18 protein-coding genes are annotated in these 17375 nt (G+C 52.0%); 6 read left to right on the top strand and 12 right to left on the bottom strand.

Annotated features, from left to right (window positions below; all coding sequences use genetic code 11):
• Nucleotides 1-44: 44 nt before the first annotated feature.
• From HMPREF1028_RS14565 to HMPREF1028_RS05105, 3 genes are all read right to left on the bottom strand, one after another.
• Nucleotides 45-182 (bottom strand): hypothetical protein, encoded by a 138-nt coding sequence (locus tag HMPREF1028_RS14565; RefSeq protein ID WP_009311731.1) that lies wholly within the window; start codon nt 180-182, stop codon nt 45-47.
• On the bottom strand, nt 179-2047 hold the full coding sequence (locus HMPREF1028_RS05110) for a ferrous iron transporter B (RefSeq protein WP_009311730.1): 1869 nt from the start codon (nt 2045-2047) through the stop codon (nt 179-181). Before HMPREF1028_RS05110 ends, HMPREF1028_RS14565 begins: the two co-directional genes overlap by 4 nt.
• Nucleotides 2048-2218: 171 nt before the next feature.
• Nucleotides 2219-2485, bottom strand: coding sequence for a FeoA family protein (locus HMPREF1028_RS05105; RefSeq protein WP_003742387.1), 267 nt, complete (start codon nt 2483-2485; stop codon nt 2219-2221).
• Between the two features lie 317 nt (nt 2486-2802).
• On the opposite strand from HMPREF1028_RS05105, the gene HMPREF1028_RS05100 reads away from it, so the two are divergent.
• Nucleotides 2803-3429, top strand: coding sequence for an NAD(P)H-hydrate epimerase (locus HMPREF1028_RS05100; protein WP_003766942.1), 627 nt, complete (start codon nt 2803-2805; stop codon nt 3427-3429).
• A gap of 31 nt (nt 3430-3460) precedes the next feature.
• On the opposite strand, the gene crcB is transcribed toward HMPREF1028_RS05100, so the two are convergent.
• Nucleotides 3461-3823 (bottom strand): fluoride efflux transporter CrcB, encoded by a 363-nt coding sequence (gene crcB / locus HMPREF1028_RS05095; protein WP_009311729.1) that lies wholly within the window; start codon nt 3821-3823, stop codon nt 3461-3463.
• Nucleotides 3824-4160: 337 nt separating this feature from the next.
• Here crcB and HMPREF1028_RS05090 point away from each other — a divergent pair, with 337 nt between their 5' ends.
• The 4 genes from HMPREF1028_RS05090 (at nt 4161) to HMPREF1028_RS05075 (ending at nt 7926) form a co-directional block, all read left to right on the top strand.
• Nucleotides 4161-5096 carry a dihydroorotate oxidase gene (locus HMPREF1028_RS05090; RefSeq protein ID WP_003756931.1) on the top strand — a complete coding sequence of 312 codons (936 nt, stop codon included), beginning with the start codon at nt 4161-4163 and terminating at the stop codon, nt 5094-5096.
• Between the two features lie 403 nt (nt 5097-5499).
• Nucleotides 5500-6636, top strand: a complete 1137-nt coding sequence (locus HMPREF1028_RS05085) for a 5-(carboxyamino)imidazole ribonucleotide synthase (protein ID WP_036529317.1) — start codon at nt 5500-5502, stop codon at nt 6634-6636.
• 106 nt (nt 6637-6742) lie between these two features.
• Nucleotides 6743-7225, top strand: a complete 483-nt coding sequence (locus HMPREF1028_RS05080; RefSeq protein WP_003756935.1) for a GNAT family N-acetyltransferase — start codon at nt 6743-6745, stop codon at nt 7223-7225.
• Nucleotides 7226-7308: 83 nt separating this feature from the next.
• Nucleotides 7309-7926 (top strand): Smr/MutS family protein, encoded by a 618-nt coding sequence (locus tag HMPREF1028_RS05075; protein WP_156798084.1) that lies wholly within the window; start codon nt 7309-7311, stop codon nt 7924-7926.
• Between the two features lie 131 nt (nt 7927-8057).
• On the opposite strand, the gene HMPREF1028_RS05070 is transcribed toward HMPREF1028_RS05075, so the two are convergent.
• Both HMPREF1028_RS05070 and HMPREF1028_RS05065 read right to left on the bottom strand, forming a co-directional pair.
• A complete protein-coding gene (locus HMPREF1028_RS05070) occupies nt 8058-9425 on the bottom strand; it encodes an FAD-binding oxidoreductase (RefSeq protein WP_009311726.1) in 1368 nt (455 codons plus the stop codon).
• 133 nt (nt 9426-9558) lie between these two features.
• Nucleotides 9559-9861: a hypothetical protein gene (locus HMPREF1028_RS05065; protein ID WP_049224223.1), complete on the bottom strand. Its 303-nt coding sequence runs from the start codon at nt 9859-9861 to the stop codon at nt 9559-9561.
• Nucleotides 9862-10427: 566 nt separating this feature from the next.
• Here HMPREF1028_RS05065 and HMPREF1028_RS05060 point away from each other — a divergent pair.
• Nucleotides 10428-10907, top strand: coding sequence for a peptidylprolyl isomerase (locus HMPREF1028_RS05060; RefSeq protein WP_009311725.1), 480 nt, complete (start codon nt 10428-10430; stop codon nt 10905-10907).
• A gap of 115 nt (nt 10908-11022) precedes the next feature.
• On the opposite strand, the gene HMPREF1028_RS05055 is transcribed toward HMPREF1028_RS05060, so the two are convergent.
• From HMPREF1028_RS05055 to ilvD, 6 genes are all read right to left on the bottom strand, one after another.
• Nucleotides 11023-11916: a hypothetical protein gene (locus tag HMPREF1028_RS05055; protein ID WP_009311724.1), complete on the bottom strand. Its 894-nt coding sequence runs from the start codon at nt 11914-11916 to the stop codon at nt 11023-11025.
• A 39-nt stretch (nt 11917-11955) separates the two neighbouring features.
• Entirely contained in the window at nt 11956-12858 is a 903-nt protein-coding gene (locus tag HMPREF1028_RS05050) for a DUF4299 family protein (RefSeq protein WP_009311723.1), read from the bottom strand.
• Nucleotides 12859-13105: 247 nt separating this feature from the next.
• Entirely contained in the window at nt 13106-13549 is a 444-nt protein-coding gene (locus HMPREF1028_RS05045) for an EVE domain-containing protein (RefSeq protein WP_009311722.1), read from the bottom strand.
• Between the two features lie 118 nt (nt 13550-13667).
• Nucleotides 13668-14144: a GNAT family N-acetyltransferase gene (locus HMPREF1028_RS05040; protein WP_009311721.1), complete on the bottom strand. Its 477-nt coding sequence runs from the start codon at nt 14142-14144 to the stop codon at nt 13668-13670.
• A gap of 43 nt (nt 14145-14187) precedes the next feature.
• Complete coding sequence (locus HMPREF1028_RS12935; protein ID WP_009311720.1) at nt 14188-15027, bottom strand: alpha/beta hydrolase fold domain-containing protein; 840 nt, start codon at nt 15025-15027, stop codon at nt 14188-14190.
• Between the two features lie 295 nt (nt 15028-15322).
• Nucleotides 15323-17182: a dihydroxy-acid dehydratase gene (gene ilvD, locus HMPREF1028_RS05030; RefSeq protein ID WP_009311719.1), complete on the bottom strand. Its 1860-nt coding sequence runs from the start codon at nt 17180-17182 to the stop codon at nt 15323-15325.
• Nucleotides 17183-17375 lie beyond the last annotated feature (193 nt).

Raw genomic sequence — 17375 nt, 5'->3', positions numbered from 1 at the left:
AAAGGTCGTCTGAAATCATTTCAGACGACCTTTCTGCTTCCTAGCTATCCATACTCAGCCGCAACCGCCGCATTTGCCGCAGCCGCTGCTGCAATCGTGTTTTTCGGTTTGAACAAGAATTTCCGCAAGAGGAAAAACAGGCAGGCAAGCATGATGATGCCGACGATAATATATTGAGTCATGATTTGAGTATCCAGTTAGTAGTTTGGTAAACCACAAATGCGGCGAAGTAAGCCATCAGGAACAAATAGCCTGTAATCATCACCATATTTTTTGTGGATTTGGTTTCGCGTTTGATGACTGCCAAAGTCGCGGCACACATCGGGGCATACACATACCATGCCAGGAAGGCGAAGGCGGTTGGCAAACCCCAGTTGTTGTGTACGATCGGAATCAGCGCGTTTTGTACGGCGTCTTCAGACGACGCGCTGACGGCATAGACCGTACCCAGTGCGGCAACAACGACTTCACGCGCGGCAATGCCTGGAATCATGGCGATACACATTTCCCAAGTGAAGCCCAGCGGGGCGAACAATGGTTGGATAGCGTGGCCGAGCATACCCGCCAAGCTGTAGTCGATTGCCGCGCCTGTTGCACCTGCGGGCGGTTGCGGCCAGCTTACCAAGCCCCACAAAACTACGGCAAGGGCGAAGATAATCGTACCGGCGCGTTTGAGGAAGGCTTTTACCCTGTCCCACAGGCTGGTCATGATGTGTTTGAAGTTGGGCGTGCGGAAAGTCGGCAGCTCCATCAAGAGCGGGAATTGCTGCACGTTGCCTTTCATACGCGCCAAGCGTTTCATGATATACGCTGCCAAGGCGGCAGACAGGATGCCTGCGAGATAGAGGATGAACAGCGTCAGTCCTTGCAGGTTGAAAATCCCGCCTACGGTGCGATTAGGAATGACGGCGGCGATAATCAGCGCGTAAACGGGCAGCCGCGCGGAGCAGGTCAGCAGCGGGGCGACGGCGATGGTAACGAGGCGTTCGCGCGGGTCATTAATCGTACGCGCCGACATAACGGCGGGAACGGCACAGGCGAAACTCGACAGGAGCGGGATGAATGAGCGTCCGGACAGGCCGCTTTTCGCCATCACGTTATCCAGCAGGAAAGCCGCACGCGGCAGGTAGCCTGAGTCTTCCAAAAGCAGGATGAAGGCGAACAAAATCGTAATCTGCGGCACGAACACCAACACGCTGCCCATACCGGCAATGACGCCGTTGACGAGCAAGTCGCTGAGGATGCCCGGCTCCATGTTGGCGCCTATCCATTCGCCCAGCGCGGTAAAGCCGCCTTCGATGGCGTCCATAATCGGCGCCGCCCATGTGTAAACCGCTTGGAACACCATAAACAGGATGACCAGCAGCATAATTATGCCCCAGACGGGGTGCAGCACGATGTCGTCGAGTTTTTTGTGCCATGCGGGCAGCGTCATCTGGGTGCGTACCACTTGTGCCAAAATCGATTCGACTTCTTGATAAAGTTTGTCGCTCTCCAGCGCCTCGAGCGTGCGTTCGGCAGAAGCGGGGTTGGCGGGGAAAGAGCGTTTGCGCGGCAGCTTCGCCACGGCTTCGCGTACCGCCTGTACGCCCGACGCGCTCACTGCGACTGTTTCCAAAACAGGTGCATCCAACAACTCGCTCAGTTTGGCGGCATCAATATTCAAACCCCTTCTGCGGGCAACGTCGCTCATGTTCAGCGACACCACCATAGGCAGTCCCAGCGTTTTCAGTTCCAAAATCATGCGCAGGGTCATACGCAGGTTGGTCGCGTCGGCAACGGCGATGATGGCGTCGGGCGGAATGCCCAGCTTGCCTACGGCGACATCTTTCGCCACCGCTTCGTCGGGGCTGGTCGTGCGTAAGCTGTATGTGCCCGGCAGGTCGATAATGCGGACGGCCGCATCGTCGAGGAAGGCACCCTCGCGCTTATCGACCGTTACGCCCGGATAATTGGCAACCTTGGCATGTGCGCCGGTCAAACCGTTGAATAAAACGGTTTTGCCGCAGTTTGGCGCGCCAATCAAGGCAAAATAGCTTAGTTCCATGAATTGAACTCTCCTTTTTTGATTGTTTGATAAGTTTGGAGTGGGATTTGGGGGAAAGGTTTTGAAATTGTGTTTTCAGACGACCTAGGTCGTCTGAAAAGGATGGGGCGGTCAGATTAAATCCGCCTATGCCGCATTTTCAAAATAGAAGCCTGCCTGCGTGTACGGCGGTCAGCCGTCAATCACATGGCACATAATTTTTCCCGCCTCTTCCTGCCGTAACGAGAATTGCGACTGGTTGCCCAAACGTACGGCAAACGGGCCGCGTCCGAATCCGCCGACGGCAATCACTTGCAACGGCATTCCACTTGAAAAGCCCAAGTCGGCAAGGCGGCGTGTAACCAGCGGGTCGAGTTCGCCGAAAGTCGAATTGGGGACGATGGAGTCGATGTGCGCGACTGCGCCTTTACTGAGTTTTGACAAAGGTATGGCAGACATAGTGTGTTTTACTTTCGTTGTCGATTGAAAAAAGAGACGGCAAGTAAAGACGAATCAGACACAGGGTAGCCAGAGGCATATCCCAACGCCCGTCCCCGCAAAAGAAGTAGTTTTGATTGTTTATCACTTTGTTTAATTTTGATAATAAATCTTGTTAACATAAAAATCAAATACAAAGCCACCAAGTTCCTGATTTTCAGACGACCTCTTGCGGCAAATCAAAAAAAGCGAATGATTTGACGGGAAAGTCGGGCAGGGCTATTGATAAGGTTTGCATTTGGATGTTTGATAGGCAGTAAAGAGAAAAGGAGCGAATGATGAAAATCTACACCGCCGCAGAAATGCGCGAACACGAACAAATGGCAGTCGATAAAGGCACGACTTTCGAGCAACTGATGGAAAACGCGGGACAAGCCGCCGCCGCGGATTTGCTGCGCCGTTTCCCCAAAGCAGGATGCGCGTTAATCGTTTGCGGCAAGGGCAACAACGGCGGCGACGGTTTGGTTATCGCGCGCGTGTTGTCGGAGCGGGATTGGCAGGTAGATGTTGTTTTCGTCTTGGGAGACAAACTGTCGCCGCTGGCGCAGTTGAACCGCGAGCGTTTGAATCATTCGGACGGCGTCAGCTTTATCCGCCCCGATGAACTGGAAGGTCGTCTGAAAACAGGTTACGACCTCGTTATCGAAGGCATTTTCGGGACAGGTTTCAGCGGCGCATTGCCCGAAACAGCTACCGCCGTCTGCCGCCTGCTGAATCAAGCCGACGGCTTCAAAATTGCGTTAGACGTCCCGACCGGGCTGAACTGCGACACCGGCGAAGCAGACAAAGACACCTTCCGCGCCGACCTGACTTACGCCTTCGCCGCCTACAAACCCGCGCATATGACTGACGCAGGCAAAGCATATTGCGGCGAAACCGTGTGTTTGGATATTGGGATAGAGTGAGAATATTTTATTGAGATGACGATGTTCGCGGCTATTTCCAGTTTTGCGCCAAGTAAATGCCCAATGCCGTCAGCAGGAACGAGCCGAAAACATGCAGGCAGACCGCTGAAAACGCCGTCGCCCAGCGTTGCGCCTGCATCAGGGTGACCATTTCCAATGAAAAACTGGAAAATGTCGTCAGGCTGCCGAGAAAACCGGTAATCAGTAAAAGCTTCCATTGCGGATTATCCAGCCATTCGGCGCAGATGCCGATTAAGAACGCGCCGATCCAGTTGGCGGCAAGCGTGCCTGCCGAAAACGGGACGGAGAGTGCGGCAAAGGCGAGAACGAGCAACCAGCGGGACAATGCGCCCAAAGCCGCGCCAAACGCAACCGCCATGACGTTTTGAAACATATTGAAATCCGGAAACAAGAAAAATTAAAAGGGTAGGGTTGGGGATTTTAACCGTATTTTGAACAGGCAAAAAAGGTCGTCTGAAAAGCATTTTAGGTTTTCACTTTGTTGAAACCATGCTTTCAGACGACCTTTTTTTCGCCTTTCCTTCATCATATATAGCGGATTAAATTTAAATCAGGACAAGGTGAGGCAACGCCGTACTGGTTTAAATTTAATCCACTATAAAACAACATTTCCCTACATTGTCTGTCATTTGATGTTTGTTAAAAATTTTGCCGCCTATTCGTGTTACGCTTCGCAATCAATTTGATTTTTCAAGGGAAAGGAGCAGGATATGCCGTCATTGAGAACGCAAATCGCCGGTTTTTCTTTTGACAACTGTCTGATGAACGCCGCTGGTGTGGCGTGTATGACCGTGGAAGAATTGGAAGAAGTCAGACAATCTGCCGCAGGCAGCTTCGTTACCAAAACGGCGACGCTGGAAGCGCGGGCGGGCAATCCCGAGCCGCGTTACCGCGATGTACCGCTGGGCAGCATCAATTCCATGGGCTTGCCGAATCAAGGCATTGATTATTATCTGGATTATTTGCTGAGCCTTCAAGAATCGCAGCCCGAACGGACATTTTTCCTCTCGCTGGTCGGTATGTCGCCCGATGAAACGCATACGCTGTTGAAAAAAGTGCAAAACAGCGGATTTAAAGGCATTACCGAACTCAACCTTTCCTGTCCGAACGTCCCCGGCAAGCCGCAAATCGCCTACGACTTTGAAACGACCGAGCGGATTTTGGGCGAAGCCTTCGGCTACTTCGACAAGCCTTTGGGTATCAAACTGCCGCCGTATTTCGACATCGTCCATTTCGACCAAGCGGCGGAAGTGTTCAACCGCCATCCGCTGAAATTCGTCAACTGCGTCAATTCCATCGGCAACGGCATGTATATCGAAGACGAATCCGTCGTGATCCGCCCTAAAAACGGCTTCGGCGGCATAGGTGGCGAATACATCAAACCGACCGCGCTCGCCAACGTCCACGCGTTCTACCAAAGATTGAATCCGTCCATCCAAATCATCGGCACAGGCGGCGTTTATACCGGTCGCGATGCGTTTGAACATATCTTGTGCGGCGCGAGCATGGTGCAAATCGGCACGGCGCTGCATCAGCAAGGTGTCGAAGTTTTCGAACGTGTTTCGCTTGGCTTGAAAGCCATCATGGCGAAAAAAGGCTATGAGAAGCTGGAAGATTTCAAAGGCAAACTGAAATATCTGGGGTAAGTCTGCTCAGATGAAGGGGAAAAGGTCGTCTGAAAACCATCATACGGTTTCAGACGACCTTTTATTACAAAACGGCTGCCGATAGGTTTCTTTGGAAAATCCGGATATCGGGAGAGGATGTTTTGATTGTTGTCATTTTGTCCATGAGGCAGGCATCGAAATAGCGTGTATAGTGGATTAACTTTAAATCAGGACAAGGCGACGAAGCCGCAGACAGTACAGATAGTACGGAACCGATTCACTTGGTGCTTCAGCACCTTAGAGAATCGTTCTCTTTGAGCTAAGGCGAGGCAACGCCGTACTGGTTTAAAGTTAATCCACTATAAAAGGCTTTTTAACATTTATCTCTATAAGCAGGTTTGTTACAATTTTGGGAAAATTTTAGTGGAACCGCAAAATGCTGATGAACTCATCCGCCATCCTCCCGCCCGCCATGCTCGGCATCCTCGGCGGCGGACAATTAGGCAGAATGTTTACCGTTGCCGCCAAAACCATGGGCTACAAAGTAACCGTACTCGACCCCGATCCGAGCGCGCCGGCGGCGGAGTTTGCCGACCGCCATTTGTGCGCGCCGTTTGACGACCAAGCCGCTTTGGACGAATTGGCAAAATGCGCGGCGGTTACCACTGAATTTGAAAACGTCAATGCCGACGCGATGCGCTTTCTGGCAAAACATACCAACGTTTCCCCCAGCGGCGACTGTGTCGCCATCGCGCAAAACCGTATTCAAGAAAAAGCATGGATACGCAAAGCAGGATTGCAAACCGCGCCGTATCAAGTGGTTTGCCGTTCAGACGACATCAGCGAAGCAAGCGCTCAATTCCTGCCCGGCATCTTGAAAACGGCTACGTTGGGCTACGACGGTAAAGGTCAAATCCGCGTCAAAACGGTGGACGAACTCAAAGCCGCGTTTGCCGAACACGGCGGTGTGGATTGCGTTTTGGAAAAAATGGTGGATTTGCGCGGCGAAATTTCCGTTATCGTATGTCGTCTGAACAATGAAAACGTGCAAACCTTCGACCCCGCCGAAAACATCCACGAAAACGGCATCCTTGCTTACTCCATCGTTCCTGCGCGGCTGAGTGCCGCCGTGCAGCAACAGGCGCGGCAGATGGCGCAACGCTTGGCGGACGAATTGGATTATGTCGGCGTGTTGGCGGTGGAAATGTTCGTCGTCGGCGACACGCATGAATTGGTCGTCAACGAAATCGCCCCGCGCCCGCACAATTCCGGCCACCATACGATAGATGCCTGCGCCGCAGACCAGTTCCAGCAGCAGGTACGCATTATGTGCAATCTGCCGCCCGCCGATACCAAGCTGCTTTCTTCATGTTGCATGGCGAATATTTTGGGCGACGTTTGGCAGGAAGACGGCGGCGAACCGAATTGGCTGCCGTTGCAAAGCCATCCGAACACGCACCTGCACCTGTACGGCAAAAAAGCCGCGCGGAAAGGCCGCAAAATGGGACATTTCACCGTTTTGTCCGCCGATGCCGACACTGCGTTTGAAGCAGCAGGAAAATTACATCAAAGCCTTTGAATATAAAATATAATATCGGAAACAGCGTTCAGACGACCCCCTGTCTGTTTATGAAGAAAACGTCGTCTGAACACGCATTACAATACATCTTACAACACATCTTGCCATGAGCCTTCTGACCATACTCCGTCCCGCAGTCGCGCAAGACTGTCAAGCCATACACAATGCCCATCTGCACGCCGTCCAATATACCTGCATCCGCAGTTACGACGATAAAGTATTGCATGCGTGGGAAGCACTGCTCGATATCGACAGCTACCTCGAAACCATTTCCGATCCCGGCAAAGCCTTTTGGGTGGTGGAATACAGAGGCACCATACAGGGTTTTTTCCAAGTGGACTTCAAAGAAGCCCAATTGGACGCGTTGTATGTCCATCCCTTCGTCCATAATCACGGCTTGGGTACAGCCTTGCTGCGCCGCGCCGAAGAACTTGCCCATCAGGCGGGTTTGAGCTTTTTGAAACTGTACGCCTCGCTCAACTCCGTTCCTTTCTACCGCTTGAACCACTACGAATCTTTGGGTTCCGCCGTATTGCAGTTGAACAAAGACGTCAAGGTCAAGTGCGAACTGATGCGCAAATATCTATAAGCCGTTTTCAGACGACCTATACACGGAACGCCGAGGTCGTCTGAAAATGTGTTTTTCATGTTCAACCTCAAAATATCCCCATGATGAAAACAGATTTCCAATCCGCCTTGAAAGCATTAGGCAAGCAAGCCAAAAAAGAAGCCGAAGCGCGGGCGCAGGAGCAAGCCTTGGCGAAGAAGCGCGAGGAAGAAAATATCGATTTTGCCAAAGCCGTAGGCGCAGTAACACCGCTGAAAACCGCGCCGCGTTATGAAGCACCGCGTGATAAAACGCCCATCAAACCCCGCCCGAAAGAACAGGAAAGTTTGGCGGTCGAAGATTATTTTTATGTCGGCAGCGGCGCTTCTTGGGATGAACCGCCCGCTTCGTTCAGTAAAAACGGACAAGGCAAGAATGACTTGCAACGTCTGCGCAACGGGCATTATCCCGTAGTCGCCGATGTCGATTTGCACGGCTACACGCAGGAAGAGGCGCAACAGGTTTTAAACGAATTTATCGAATTTACCCAAAAGCGTGGCGTATGCGCCGAAATCATCCACGGCAGCGGTTTGGGCTCGTCAGGCTACAAACCCGTTTTAAAAAACATGACGCGCCGCTGGCTGATGCAGCACCCCGATGTATTGGCTTATATCGAGCCGAGGGAAGGCAATGACGGCGCTGTACGCATTTTGTTGAAGCGCAGGCGCAGGGAAGAAGAATAGTTTGTGCTGGATTGATTGGGCTGAGGCAATGTTGCCTTGAGTGCAATCTGCGAACCATGTCAAAGGTCGTCTGAAACTGGGATTAGGTTTTCAGACGACCTTTTCGATTTTGGCAAATACTGAAATATTGCTTACGGCAGGAGTTTGCCCGGATTCATGATGCCGTGCGGGTCAAGCTGCGCTTTGATGGCGCGCATCAGGGCGATTTCGGACGGGGTGCGGACGCTGGGGAGCCAGTGTTTTTTGATGGTACCGATACCGTGTTCCGCCGCGATGGTACCGTGGCAGGCGAGGATGTGTTCATAGACGATGCTGTTGACGGCATCTTCGTAACGGTAGGCTTCGTTGCTCAAGACGTCGGACAGGAAGGTGTTGTAATGCAGGCTGCCGTCGCCCAAATGTCCGAAGCAGACAATTTGTATACCCGGAAAACGGGTTTTTAAGGCGGGGGCGCATTGATGGACAAAGGCGGCGACTTGGGCAATCGGGACAGCGATGTCGTGTTTGATGCTGGTGCCGAGCTTGCGCTGGGAGGCGGAAATGTTTTCACGTAGCGTCCATAGATCGAGGCGCTCTTGTTCGGATTGCGCGATGATGCTGTTTTCTTGACCGTTTTGATAGAGAAACTCGGCAAGTTTTTCGTCGAGCGCGGCATCGGGAACGGAGTCGGTCAGTTCGAGCAGGACGTGCCAGTTTGCATCGGTCGGCTGTTTGAGATGACTGAACTCGGAAGACAATGCCAAGGCGTAGCGGCTGATAAGCTCGAAACTGGTGAGGCGTTCGGCAAAATGCCCTTGTACGGCCGTTAAAAGCTGTACGGCAGATTCGATGTCATCCAAACCTACCCATGCGGTCGCTATGGTTTGCGGACGGGCGAAGAGTTTGAGCGTGGCGGCGGTGATAATGCCGAGTGTGCCTTCGCTGCCGATAAAGAGGTGGCGCAGGTCGTAACCGGTGGTATTTTTGTGCAGCGGTTGGAGATGGGAAACAAGTTCGCCATTGGGCAGGATGACTTCCAAGCCCAATACCAAGTCGCGCATACTGCCGTAGCGTAAAACGTTTAATCCTCCAGCGTTGCAGGCGATGTTGCCGCCGATTTCGCACGAGCCTTCGCTGGCAAGGCTGAGGGGAAACAGTCTGCCCGCTTCGGATGCCGCTTTTTGGACGTTCTGCAGGATTACGCCTGCTTCGACGGTGATGCTGTTGTCGGCAAGGTTGATTTCGCGGATACGGTTGATTTTGGAAAGGTTGAGCAGTACGCCGCCGGAAGCTACCGCTGCGCCGCACAAACCGGTATTGCCGCCCTGTGGGGTAACGGGGATACGGTGTTCAAAACAAAACCGCATGATTTTTTGTACATTTTCTATGGAATGCGGTTGCAAGATGATGTCCGGTTCGGAAACAAAGCGGCGGCGCTGGTCGTTTAACAAGGCCGGTGTGGCTTCGAGGATTTCGGCGGGGGAAAGGAATTCAAGAAAACGGTCGTACAGATTGGGCATAACGGGCAGCAGGATGGTTTGTGTGTGTACGGAAGATTATATAGCGGATAAGGGAAGCGAAAAACGGTAAAGGTCGTCTGAAAAACAAAAAGCAGGATACAATCCGTATCCTGCTTTTTTAACTGTAAAAATATTATTTTGCAGCAGAAGCGGCAGAAGCAGCAGCTGAGCTGGCAGCAGAAGCAGCACCAGTTGCAGCAGAAGCAGCGGTATTAGCTGCAGAAGCGGCAGTGTTGGCAGCAGAAGCAGCGGTGTTAGCTGCAGAAGCGGCTTCAGTTGCAGAGGAAGCGGCAGAAGCAGCACCAGTTGCAGAAGAAGCGGCAGAAGCAGCAGTTTCAGAAGCACCGGAAGCGGTAGGAGCAGCAGTATCAGCGCCTTTGTTACAAGCAGCCAAAGCCAAAGATAACAGAGCAGCAGCAATCAGAGATTTTTTCATTTTGAGAACCTTCTTTAAATCGATTTAAGTAGAACAAAACAACAAAACGACATATAAGTCGTTTCATTTAGAGTAAAAATTCATTGCTGAATTTCCTGCATTATGCCCCACAGGGTGCTTCGGTGCAACGATACGGACGAATTAGTAATTTTTAATCAATCTGAAATGGACGAAAGACGGGGGTGAAACTAGTCCGCATTGGCTGTTATTCAATGTACATTTGAAATAAATTGTATAGTAAAATTTATTTATTTCATGCGTTTACATTTGAAGAATGCGCTATGGGCCTTTGTTTTCAATCGGTTTAAATGAAATGCGGGCAGTTGTTGCGCATAAAAGCAAAAAGTTGTAAAAAAGTTACACGGATATAAAGATTATCAAAATTTACGCTTTTGCGTGCAATATGTTAAATATTGTGCGTATTAATTTATAATTGTTAGTTTTGATAATTTTGCGATAAATCTCCGTGCATGACGGCGGTGTGTTAGAATGCTTCAGATTTGTTGGCAGAGGGTTGTCAATAAAGAAAACCTGTTTTGATAAACGGTCATGATAAAGGATAAAAAATGGCTATTGAAAAAAATTCTGTGGTTTCGCTTCACTATGAAATGTACGATGCGGACAACCAACTGCTGGACAAAACCGAAGAACCCATCGTCTATCTGCACGGTGGATATGACGGCATTTTCCCTTTGGTGGAAGAAGCTTTGCACGAGAAAAACGTCGGCGATACCGTTGAAGTCGCGCTGTCACCCGATGACGCTTTCGGCGAGCAAGATCCCAGCCTGGTGCGTATTGAAGATGTCAGCGTATTCCCTGTCGATGTGGAAGTAGGCATGATGTTTGAAGCCGATGATCCTGAAACCGGCGACGTCTTGATTTACCGCGTAACCGACGTGGCGGACGGCAAAGCCGTAGTTGACGGCAACCATCCGCTTGCCGGCATGAAAATCTTGTTCAAAGCGACAGTTGACGGCGTGCGCGATGCGACTGAAGAGGAAATCGCACACGGCCACGTTCACGGCCCGCACGGTCATCATCACTAATTAAGTTGATTGACAATCTAAGAGGTCGTCTGAAAACAGGATTGGGTTTCTGTTTTCAGACGACCTTTTTGTATTTTGCTAAGAATATTGCTGTGGTATGGCATCGCTTAATGGATTAATCTTCGGCATAAAATTCATATATGTCGGTTTCACTCCGGGTAAAAACCAGAGCCAATTTACCTTCAGGTATTCTTTTTTGGGACATGCTGCCGATGCAGATTCCTAGGCTTGGAAAGGTGAGGTAATGTTTTCCTTCGAGAAAATGATGTTCGTTTTTTAGTTTTTCTATGCTCTCAGTTTCAAAGAGATTCAAGCCGTTGAAAATAGGATATGTGTATTGATTGCAAGTGACGGCAACCAGCCTGTTTTCCTTATATTGTAATTCGCACGAACCTCGTGTTTCAAAAGTACATCCTAAGATGTTGTGTTGCAATACTCTTTCTGCTTTGCCGAATTCGGCAATGATTTGTTGCATGGTATTGCCGAGTTTGAAAAATTTACTATTTGTTTCTACGCCTTCAAAGGATGAGATTTTTACTTCATGAGGTTCTGCTTCCGAAGGTTTCTTTTTGACTTTATTTTGCCAAAAATCTGTCAACTTAGTTTCTTCTTTGGCAAAAACGATGGCGGCTTTGCCCTCCGGTATGCGTTTTTGACTCATACCACCAATGCAGATACCGAGTTCAGGAAAGGTAATATACGATTTTTCTTCAATAAAATCATTCTGCTGCTTGATTTTTTCTAGGTTTTCGGCTGTAAAGAAGTTTAAGCCGCCAAGCATGGGGTTGGTATGTTTGTTGCAAATGACGGCAACAAGTTTGTCTGCCCTATATTTTAATTCACAGGCAAACCTGTACTCTGTGCTGATATTCAAAAGGTTGTTTTGCACCACTTCGCTGGCCTCTCCAAATTCGGCGATAATTTGCTCATTGGTTTTACCAAGCTCAAAAAATTTGTCGCCTAAATCCACGCCTTTAAAAGGGATAATCTGAAACTTGTTTACCGTCATTTTGATTGCCTCATTTTTTAAATGGTGATTGCCTAAGCATTATTCGATGGCAAGCTGAGCCAGTTCGTCTTTCGTGAATGCTTCCAGCAGAATATACGCTGCGTCGATAAAGCGGTATTTTTCTTTGGGCAGTCTTGAGATAAAGGTTTCGTAGGGTAGCTCGGTGAGCGAACCGTTATCGTTGGCAAAAATCAATGTCCAGCTGCTGATATCGTTGTTGGATATATCCGGATCCTCGCCGTATTCTATTTCGGGTTTGTAGGGCAGAATAGTGGGTAGTTCAGGGCTTAAGGCATAAAAACCGATGAGTTCACCTGTGTCACTTTTCTCCCCAATCATTTGCCGAGCGGAATAGACATCCAGCCATTGGGTTTCACGCATCAGGCGGCTGAAGGCTGCGAGTGGGTCGTTGTCGGCTAGAATTTTGTCGCGAATCTCTTTGTTCAGTGCCACAGGGCGGGTAACGCCGTAGAATTTATAGTTTTGTATTTCGTCTTCATCTTCAAAAGGCACCATGGATATACCGGCCTGTATGTCTGGTTTGAAATCGAAGGTTTGGATGGTGTCGGCAGTGAAGGTTTCACCGGTTTCGCAGGTAATCGGTTGTTTGAGCGCGCGGGCTAAATCGGCGAGATATTGCAGGGCAATTTGCCAGTCTTCCAAAGTGCTGGGCGTGAATTGCCGCACAGCGTATTCCTGTGTGTCTTCATCAAAGGATAATTCAAATCCCCTACCGCTTTTTTCGTTCACGCCAAGCAGCAGACATTCGAAGTCGGATAACGGCAGTGTTTGAAATCGCTTTAAATCAAAATCTTCATCGTGTTCATCAAATGAAAATTGTGCCAGCGGCTGCGATGAAAGCTGGAAACATTCCTGCACGGTTAATACGGGCATGCGGCTAAATAGCTTTTTGGGATTTTTGATGTAGAAAGAAATGCTCATCGGAATATCCTTTCCAAATTTTGGCGGTATTTAGCCGTTATTTGTAGGCAGTTTGTACAATGAAATTAATGCAGGCTGTTTTAAGTTTTCAGACGATCTCGGATTTTCTGTGACTGTTAAACGGCAAAATGGTCGTATCCGTCATCGATTTTTGCGCAGGCGCGTTGGACTGCGGCTTCCCAGTCGCCTGCCGTACCTTCGGCGCAAATAGTGCCGCCATCCTGCAACAGCAGCACTTTTACCCGCCCTACCAGAATCCCTGTTGCTGCCCAACCATATCGGGCGGCGACTGCATATACGTCCGCACAAAATCAAAGAAATCGCGGCTGATTTCAAAATGTCCGTAACGCAGCATGGTGGCGTATTTTTTCCATTCGGGATGCGTGCGGATGATGTCTATCGGGCAGTTGCGGCGGGTTTCGGCATATTCCACATTGCGGCGGAAGGGGATGAAGGTTTCGCTCATTTGGAACGGATAGGCGGTATTGTCCGTAATTTGCCCGAATGCGGTAAAGGCTTGCAGTTTTTCCGTGCCGTCCATGCGGATTTTCGGGCTGTAATAAAGCAGCCAGTCGCCGCGCTTCATGCGGTTGAGCGGTGCGGCTTTGCCGTGGCACACTTGGCAGAACCCGCCTGCCACGCCGCGCAGGACGTGTTCTTGGGATACGGTACCAATCCAATATTTTGTCATTATTGTCTTTCTATCGGTTGCGGATTTGAAGCAGCCTACACTTGGGTTTTCCGAAAGTGCAGGTTGCTTTTTGGGGTTTCAGACGGCATTCAGGCTGCTTGAAAACGCCTATCCTACCCTACGCGCCGCTGCCCAACGCCAGCCGCATCACCGACACGGTTTCGCCGTTATGCGGCCGCGTTTCAATTTCGCGCCAGCCGTATTTGGCGTACACCGCCTGCACGTCGGGCGTGTAAAGATAGAGTTCGGGCAGGCCGAGCCGATGCGCTTCAATCAGGGCGTGTTCCATCAGATACCTGCCCACGCTGCATCCGCGTGCTTCGGGCAGCACGAACACGTCGCCCAGCCAGTATTCGTATTGCGGCAGCGCGGCGATGTCGTGCCGTTTCAGCGCGGCCGAGCCGAGCAGCCGCCCGCCGTCCACCGCCAGCCAGGCAAGCGGTAGGCTGCCGCCTTCCAAGCAGCGGGCGTAATAGGCGCGGATTTTTTCCACGTTCTGCCACGGAGCGAAGTCGTGCCATTCGGCGTGCAGGGCATGCGCGAGGGTGTCGATGTGCTGCGGCTGTTCCGCCAGCGGGACGATGTTTATCGGCAAGGTGGCCTCCAAGGGCTTTCAGGCTGCCTGAAAACGGTGCGGGTTATGCCGTGCGGGCAAGAGTATTCCGTCTGATAAAGTTCGACAGCATTGCACCGACATCGTCCTGCGGGCCGCCGATGCTTAATGCTGTGGAAAGATGGTTGTGGTGCGGCAGTTCGTGCAAGTCGGCCTGCGGGCAGGCATCGCGCAAAGCCTGCGCCTGCTGCCGGAACAGCGGCGGGTCGTATTGCGAGACGGTGTAAAGCGCGGGCACGCGGATTTGGCCGAGTTGCGGCAGGTTGCCGGTGCGTTCGGACGGTGTGCCGTAATAGGCACTGATGCTCGGATGCGTGCCTGCGGACGGGGGGTCGTAAATCCCCGAAAACATGATTACGCCTGCAACCGGCAGCGGCACGTTTTGGCGTTGCCCGAAGGCGAGTGCATCGGCAACATGGGCCGCGCCTGCGGACTGTCCTACAAGCCAAATCCGCGCATCGGGCCGTTCGCGGTGCAGCAGACCGACAACGCTGGTAATGTCGTCCCGTGCATCAGGATAGGGATGGTCGGGGGCAAGGCGGTAGTCGGGAACGACGGCCTGCATTCCACTGGCTTCCGCCCATGCGCCGATATTGGCGAAAAACGGACTGTCGGGGTTGCCTTTGCTGCCGGCAACAAAGCCGCCGCCGTGTATATAGACGATGATGTCCGATTTGTCGGGCAGGCCGTAGCGGTCGAATTTTTGGTGTTTGTGCCCACCGTAGGCAAGGTCGCGCCGGGCGTGTTCGGGCGAAGGGGCTGTGGGGGCAAACAGTTGGTAGGTTGCTGCAACAAATTCTGGGGAGAGGCTGCCGCCGTGTATCTGGTCTAAGGCGGCGATTTGGGTTTGCTGTTCGGGAGTCATGGGATTCTTTCGGGTGGGTGGGGACAGGGTTTCAGGTTGCCTGAAAAACCTTACTCGTCTTCGGTCAGGTGGCAGACGAAACCGGCGAAGCTGTCTGCAATGTATTCTTCCGTCAAATCGTCCTGATAGATATTGATGACGGGTGGTTCGCCGTTTGCGCCGGTGTTGCGGTAGTCCAGCGCGAAAAAGCTGTGTCCGTTGTCTTCTTGGGCGAAAAAGTGCAGGCTGCTTTTTCGGTTTTCAGACGACCTACGATACCGTATGGTTGTCTGAAAACTGTTATTGCCGCACTGTTTTACCGTTCGATTTGCGATACGTCGCGCACCGCGCCTTTGTCGGCGGAGGTTGCCATCGCGCCGTAGGCGCGCAGGGCGGCGGAGACGTAGCGGTCGCGGTTTTCCGGTTTCCACGCTTTGCTGCCGCGCGCTTCCATTTCGGCGCGGCGGGCGGCGAGTTCTTCGTCGGACACTTTCAGATTGATGCTGCGGTTGGGGATGTCGATTTCAATCGTGTCACCTTCGTGCACCAAACCGATGGCGCCGCCTTCCGCCGCTTCGGGCGAAGCATGGCCGATGGACAAACCTGATGTGCCGCCGGAGAAGCGTCCGTCAGTCAGCAAGGCGCAGGCTTTGCCGAGGCCTTTGGATTTCAGGTAGGAAGTCGGATACAGCATTTCCTGCATGCCCGGGCCGCCTTTCGGGCCTTCGTAACGGATGATGACGATGTCGCCGGCAACGATTTGGTTGCCCAAAATGCCTTCGACGGCGGCTTCTTGGCTTTCAAACACACGGGCGCGGCCGGTGAATTTGAGGATGCTCTCGTCCACGCCTGCGGTTTTCACCACGCAGCCGCGCTCGGCGATGTTGCCGAACAAGACCGCCAAACCGCCGTCTTGCGAGTAGGCGTGTTCGACGTTGCGGATGCAGCCTTTTTCGCGGTCAAGGTCGAGGGTTTTCCACATGCGGTTTTGCGAGAACGCTTGGGTGGTGCGCACGCCGCCGGGCGCAGCTTTGAAGCGTTCGATGGCGTGGGTGTTTTCGGGATTGGTCACGTCCCATTTTTCAATCGCGTCTTTCAGCGTCGGCGCGTGGATGGTGTACACGTCGGTGTGCAGTTTGCCCGCTTTGTCCAATTCTTTCAGGATGGCGAAGATGCCGCCGGCGCGGTGCACGTCTTCCATGTAGTAGTCGTGGTTGTTGGGCGCGGTTTTGCAGATGCAGGGGACGACACGGCTTAAGCGGTCGATGTCGGCCATTTTGAAATCCACGCCCGCTTCGTTGGCGACGGCAAGCAAATGCAGGATGGTGTTGGTGGAACCGCCCATGGCGATGTCCATGGTCATGGCGTTTTCAAACGCTTTTTTGGTGGCGATGCTGCGCGGCAGCACGGTTTCGTCGTCTTGCTCGTAATAGCGTTTGGTGATTTCGACAATCATGCGGCCGGCTTCGAGGAACAATTCTTTGCGGCCGGCGTGGGTGGCGAGGTAGGAACCGTTGCCGGGGAGGGACAGACCGAGCGCTTCGGTCAGGCAGTTCATGGAGTTGGCGGTGAACATGCCGGAGCAGGAGCCACAGGTCGGGCAGGCGTTTTGTTCGACTTCTTCGACTTGCTGGTTGCTGACATTGTCGTCCGCCGATTCAATCATGGCGTCAATCAAGTCCAAGCGGCGTTCGGGCTGGATGTTGGCCACGCCGATGACCTTGCCCGCTTCCATCGGTCCGCCGGAAACGAAGATGGTCGGGATGTTCAGGCGCATGGCGGCAATCAGCATTCCCGGAGTGATTTTGTCGCAGTTGGAAATGCACACCAGCGCGTCGGCACAATGGGCGTTGACCATGTATTCGATGGAATCGGCAATCAAATCACGGCTGGGCAGGGAGTACAGCATGCCGCTGTGTCCCATGGCGATGCCGTCGTCGATGGCGATGGTGTTGAATTCTTTAGCGATTGCGCCCGCTTTTTCGATTTCGCGGGCAACCAGTTGGCCCATGTTGTGCAAGTGGACATGGCCAGGCACGAATTGGGTGAACGAGTTGGCAACGGCGATGATGGGCTTGCCGAAGTCGGTTTCCATCACGCCGGTGGCGCGCCACAATGCGCGCGCGCCCGCCATATTGCGGCCGTGGGTGGAGGTTTTGGAGCGGTAGTCTGGCATGGGGTATTCCTCAGAGGGGTGGTATTTTGAAAGACGAGCCGTCTGAAATAAAGGTATCGACTTGAGCAACCTTTGTTTCAGACGGCCTTTAGACCGGTATTTTATATGAAATACCGCATAATAAGAAATGCTTTAAGGCAAACGAAAGGTCGTCTGAAACAAGGTTTCGACTTTGCGAAAACTGTTTTTCAGA

The organism is Neisseria sp. GT4A_CT1 (assembly GCF_000227275.1).
Lineage (GTDB): Bacteria > Pseudomonadota > Gammaproteobacteria > Burkholderiales > Neisseriaceae > Neisseria.
This window is presented reverse-complemented; position numbering and strand designations above follow the sequence as displayed.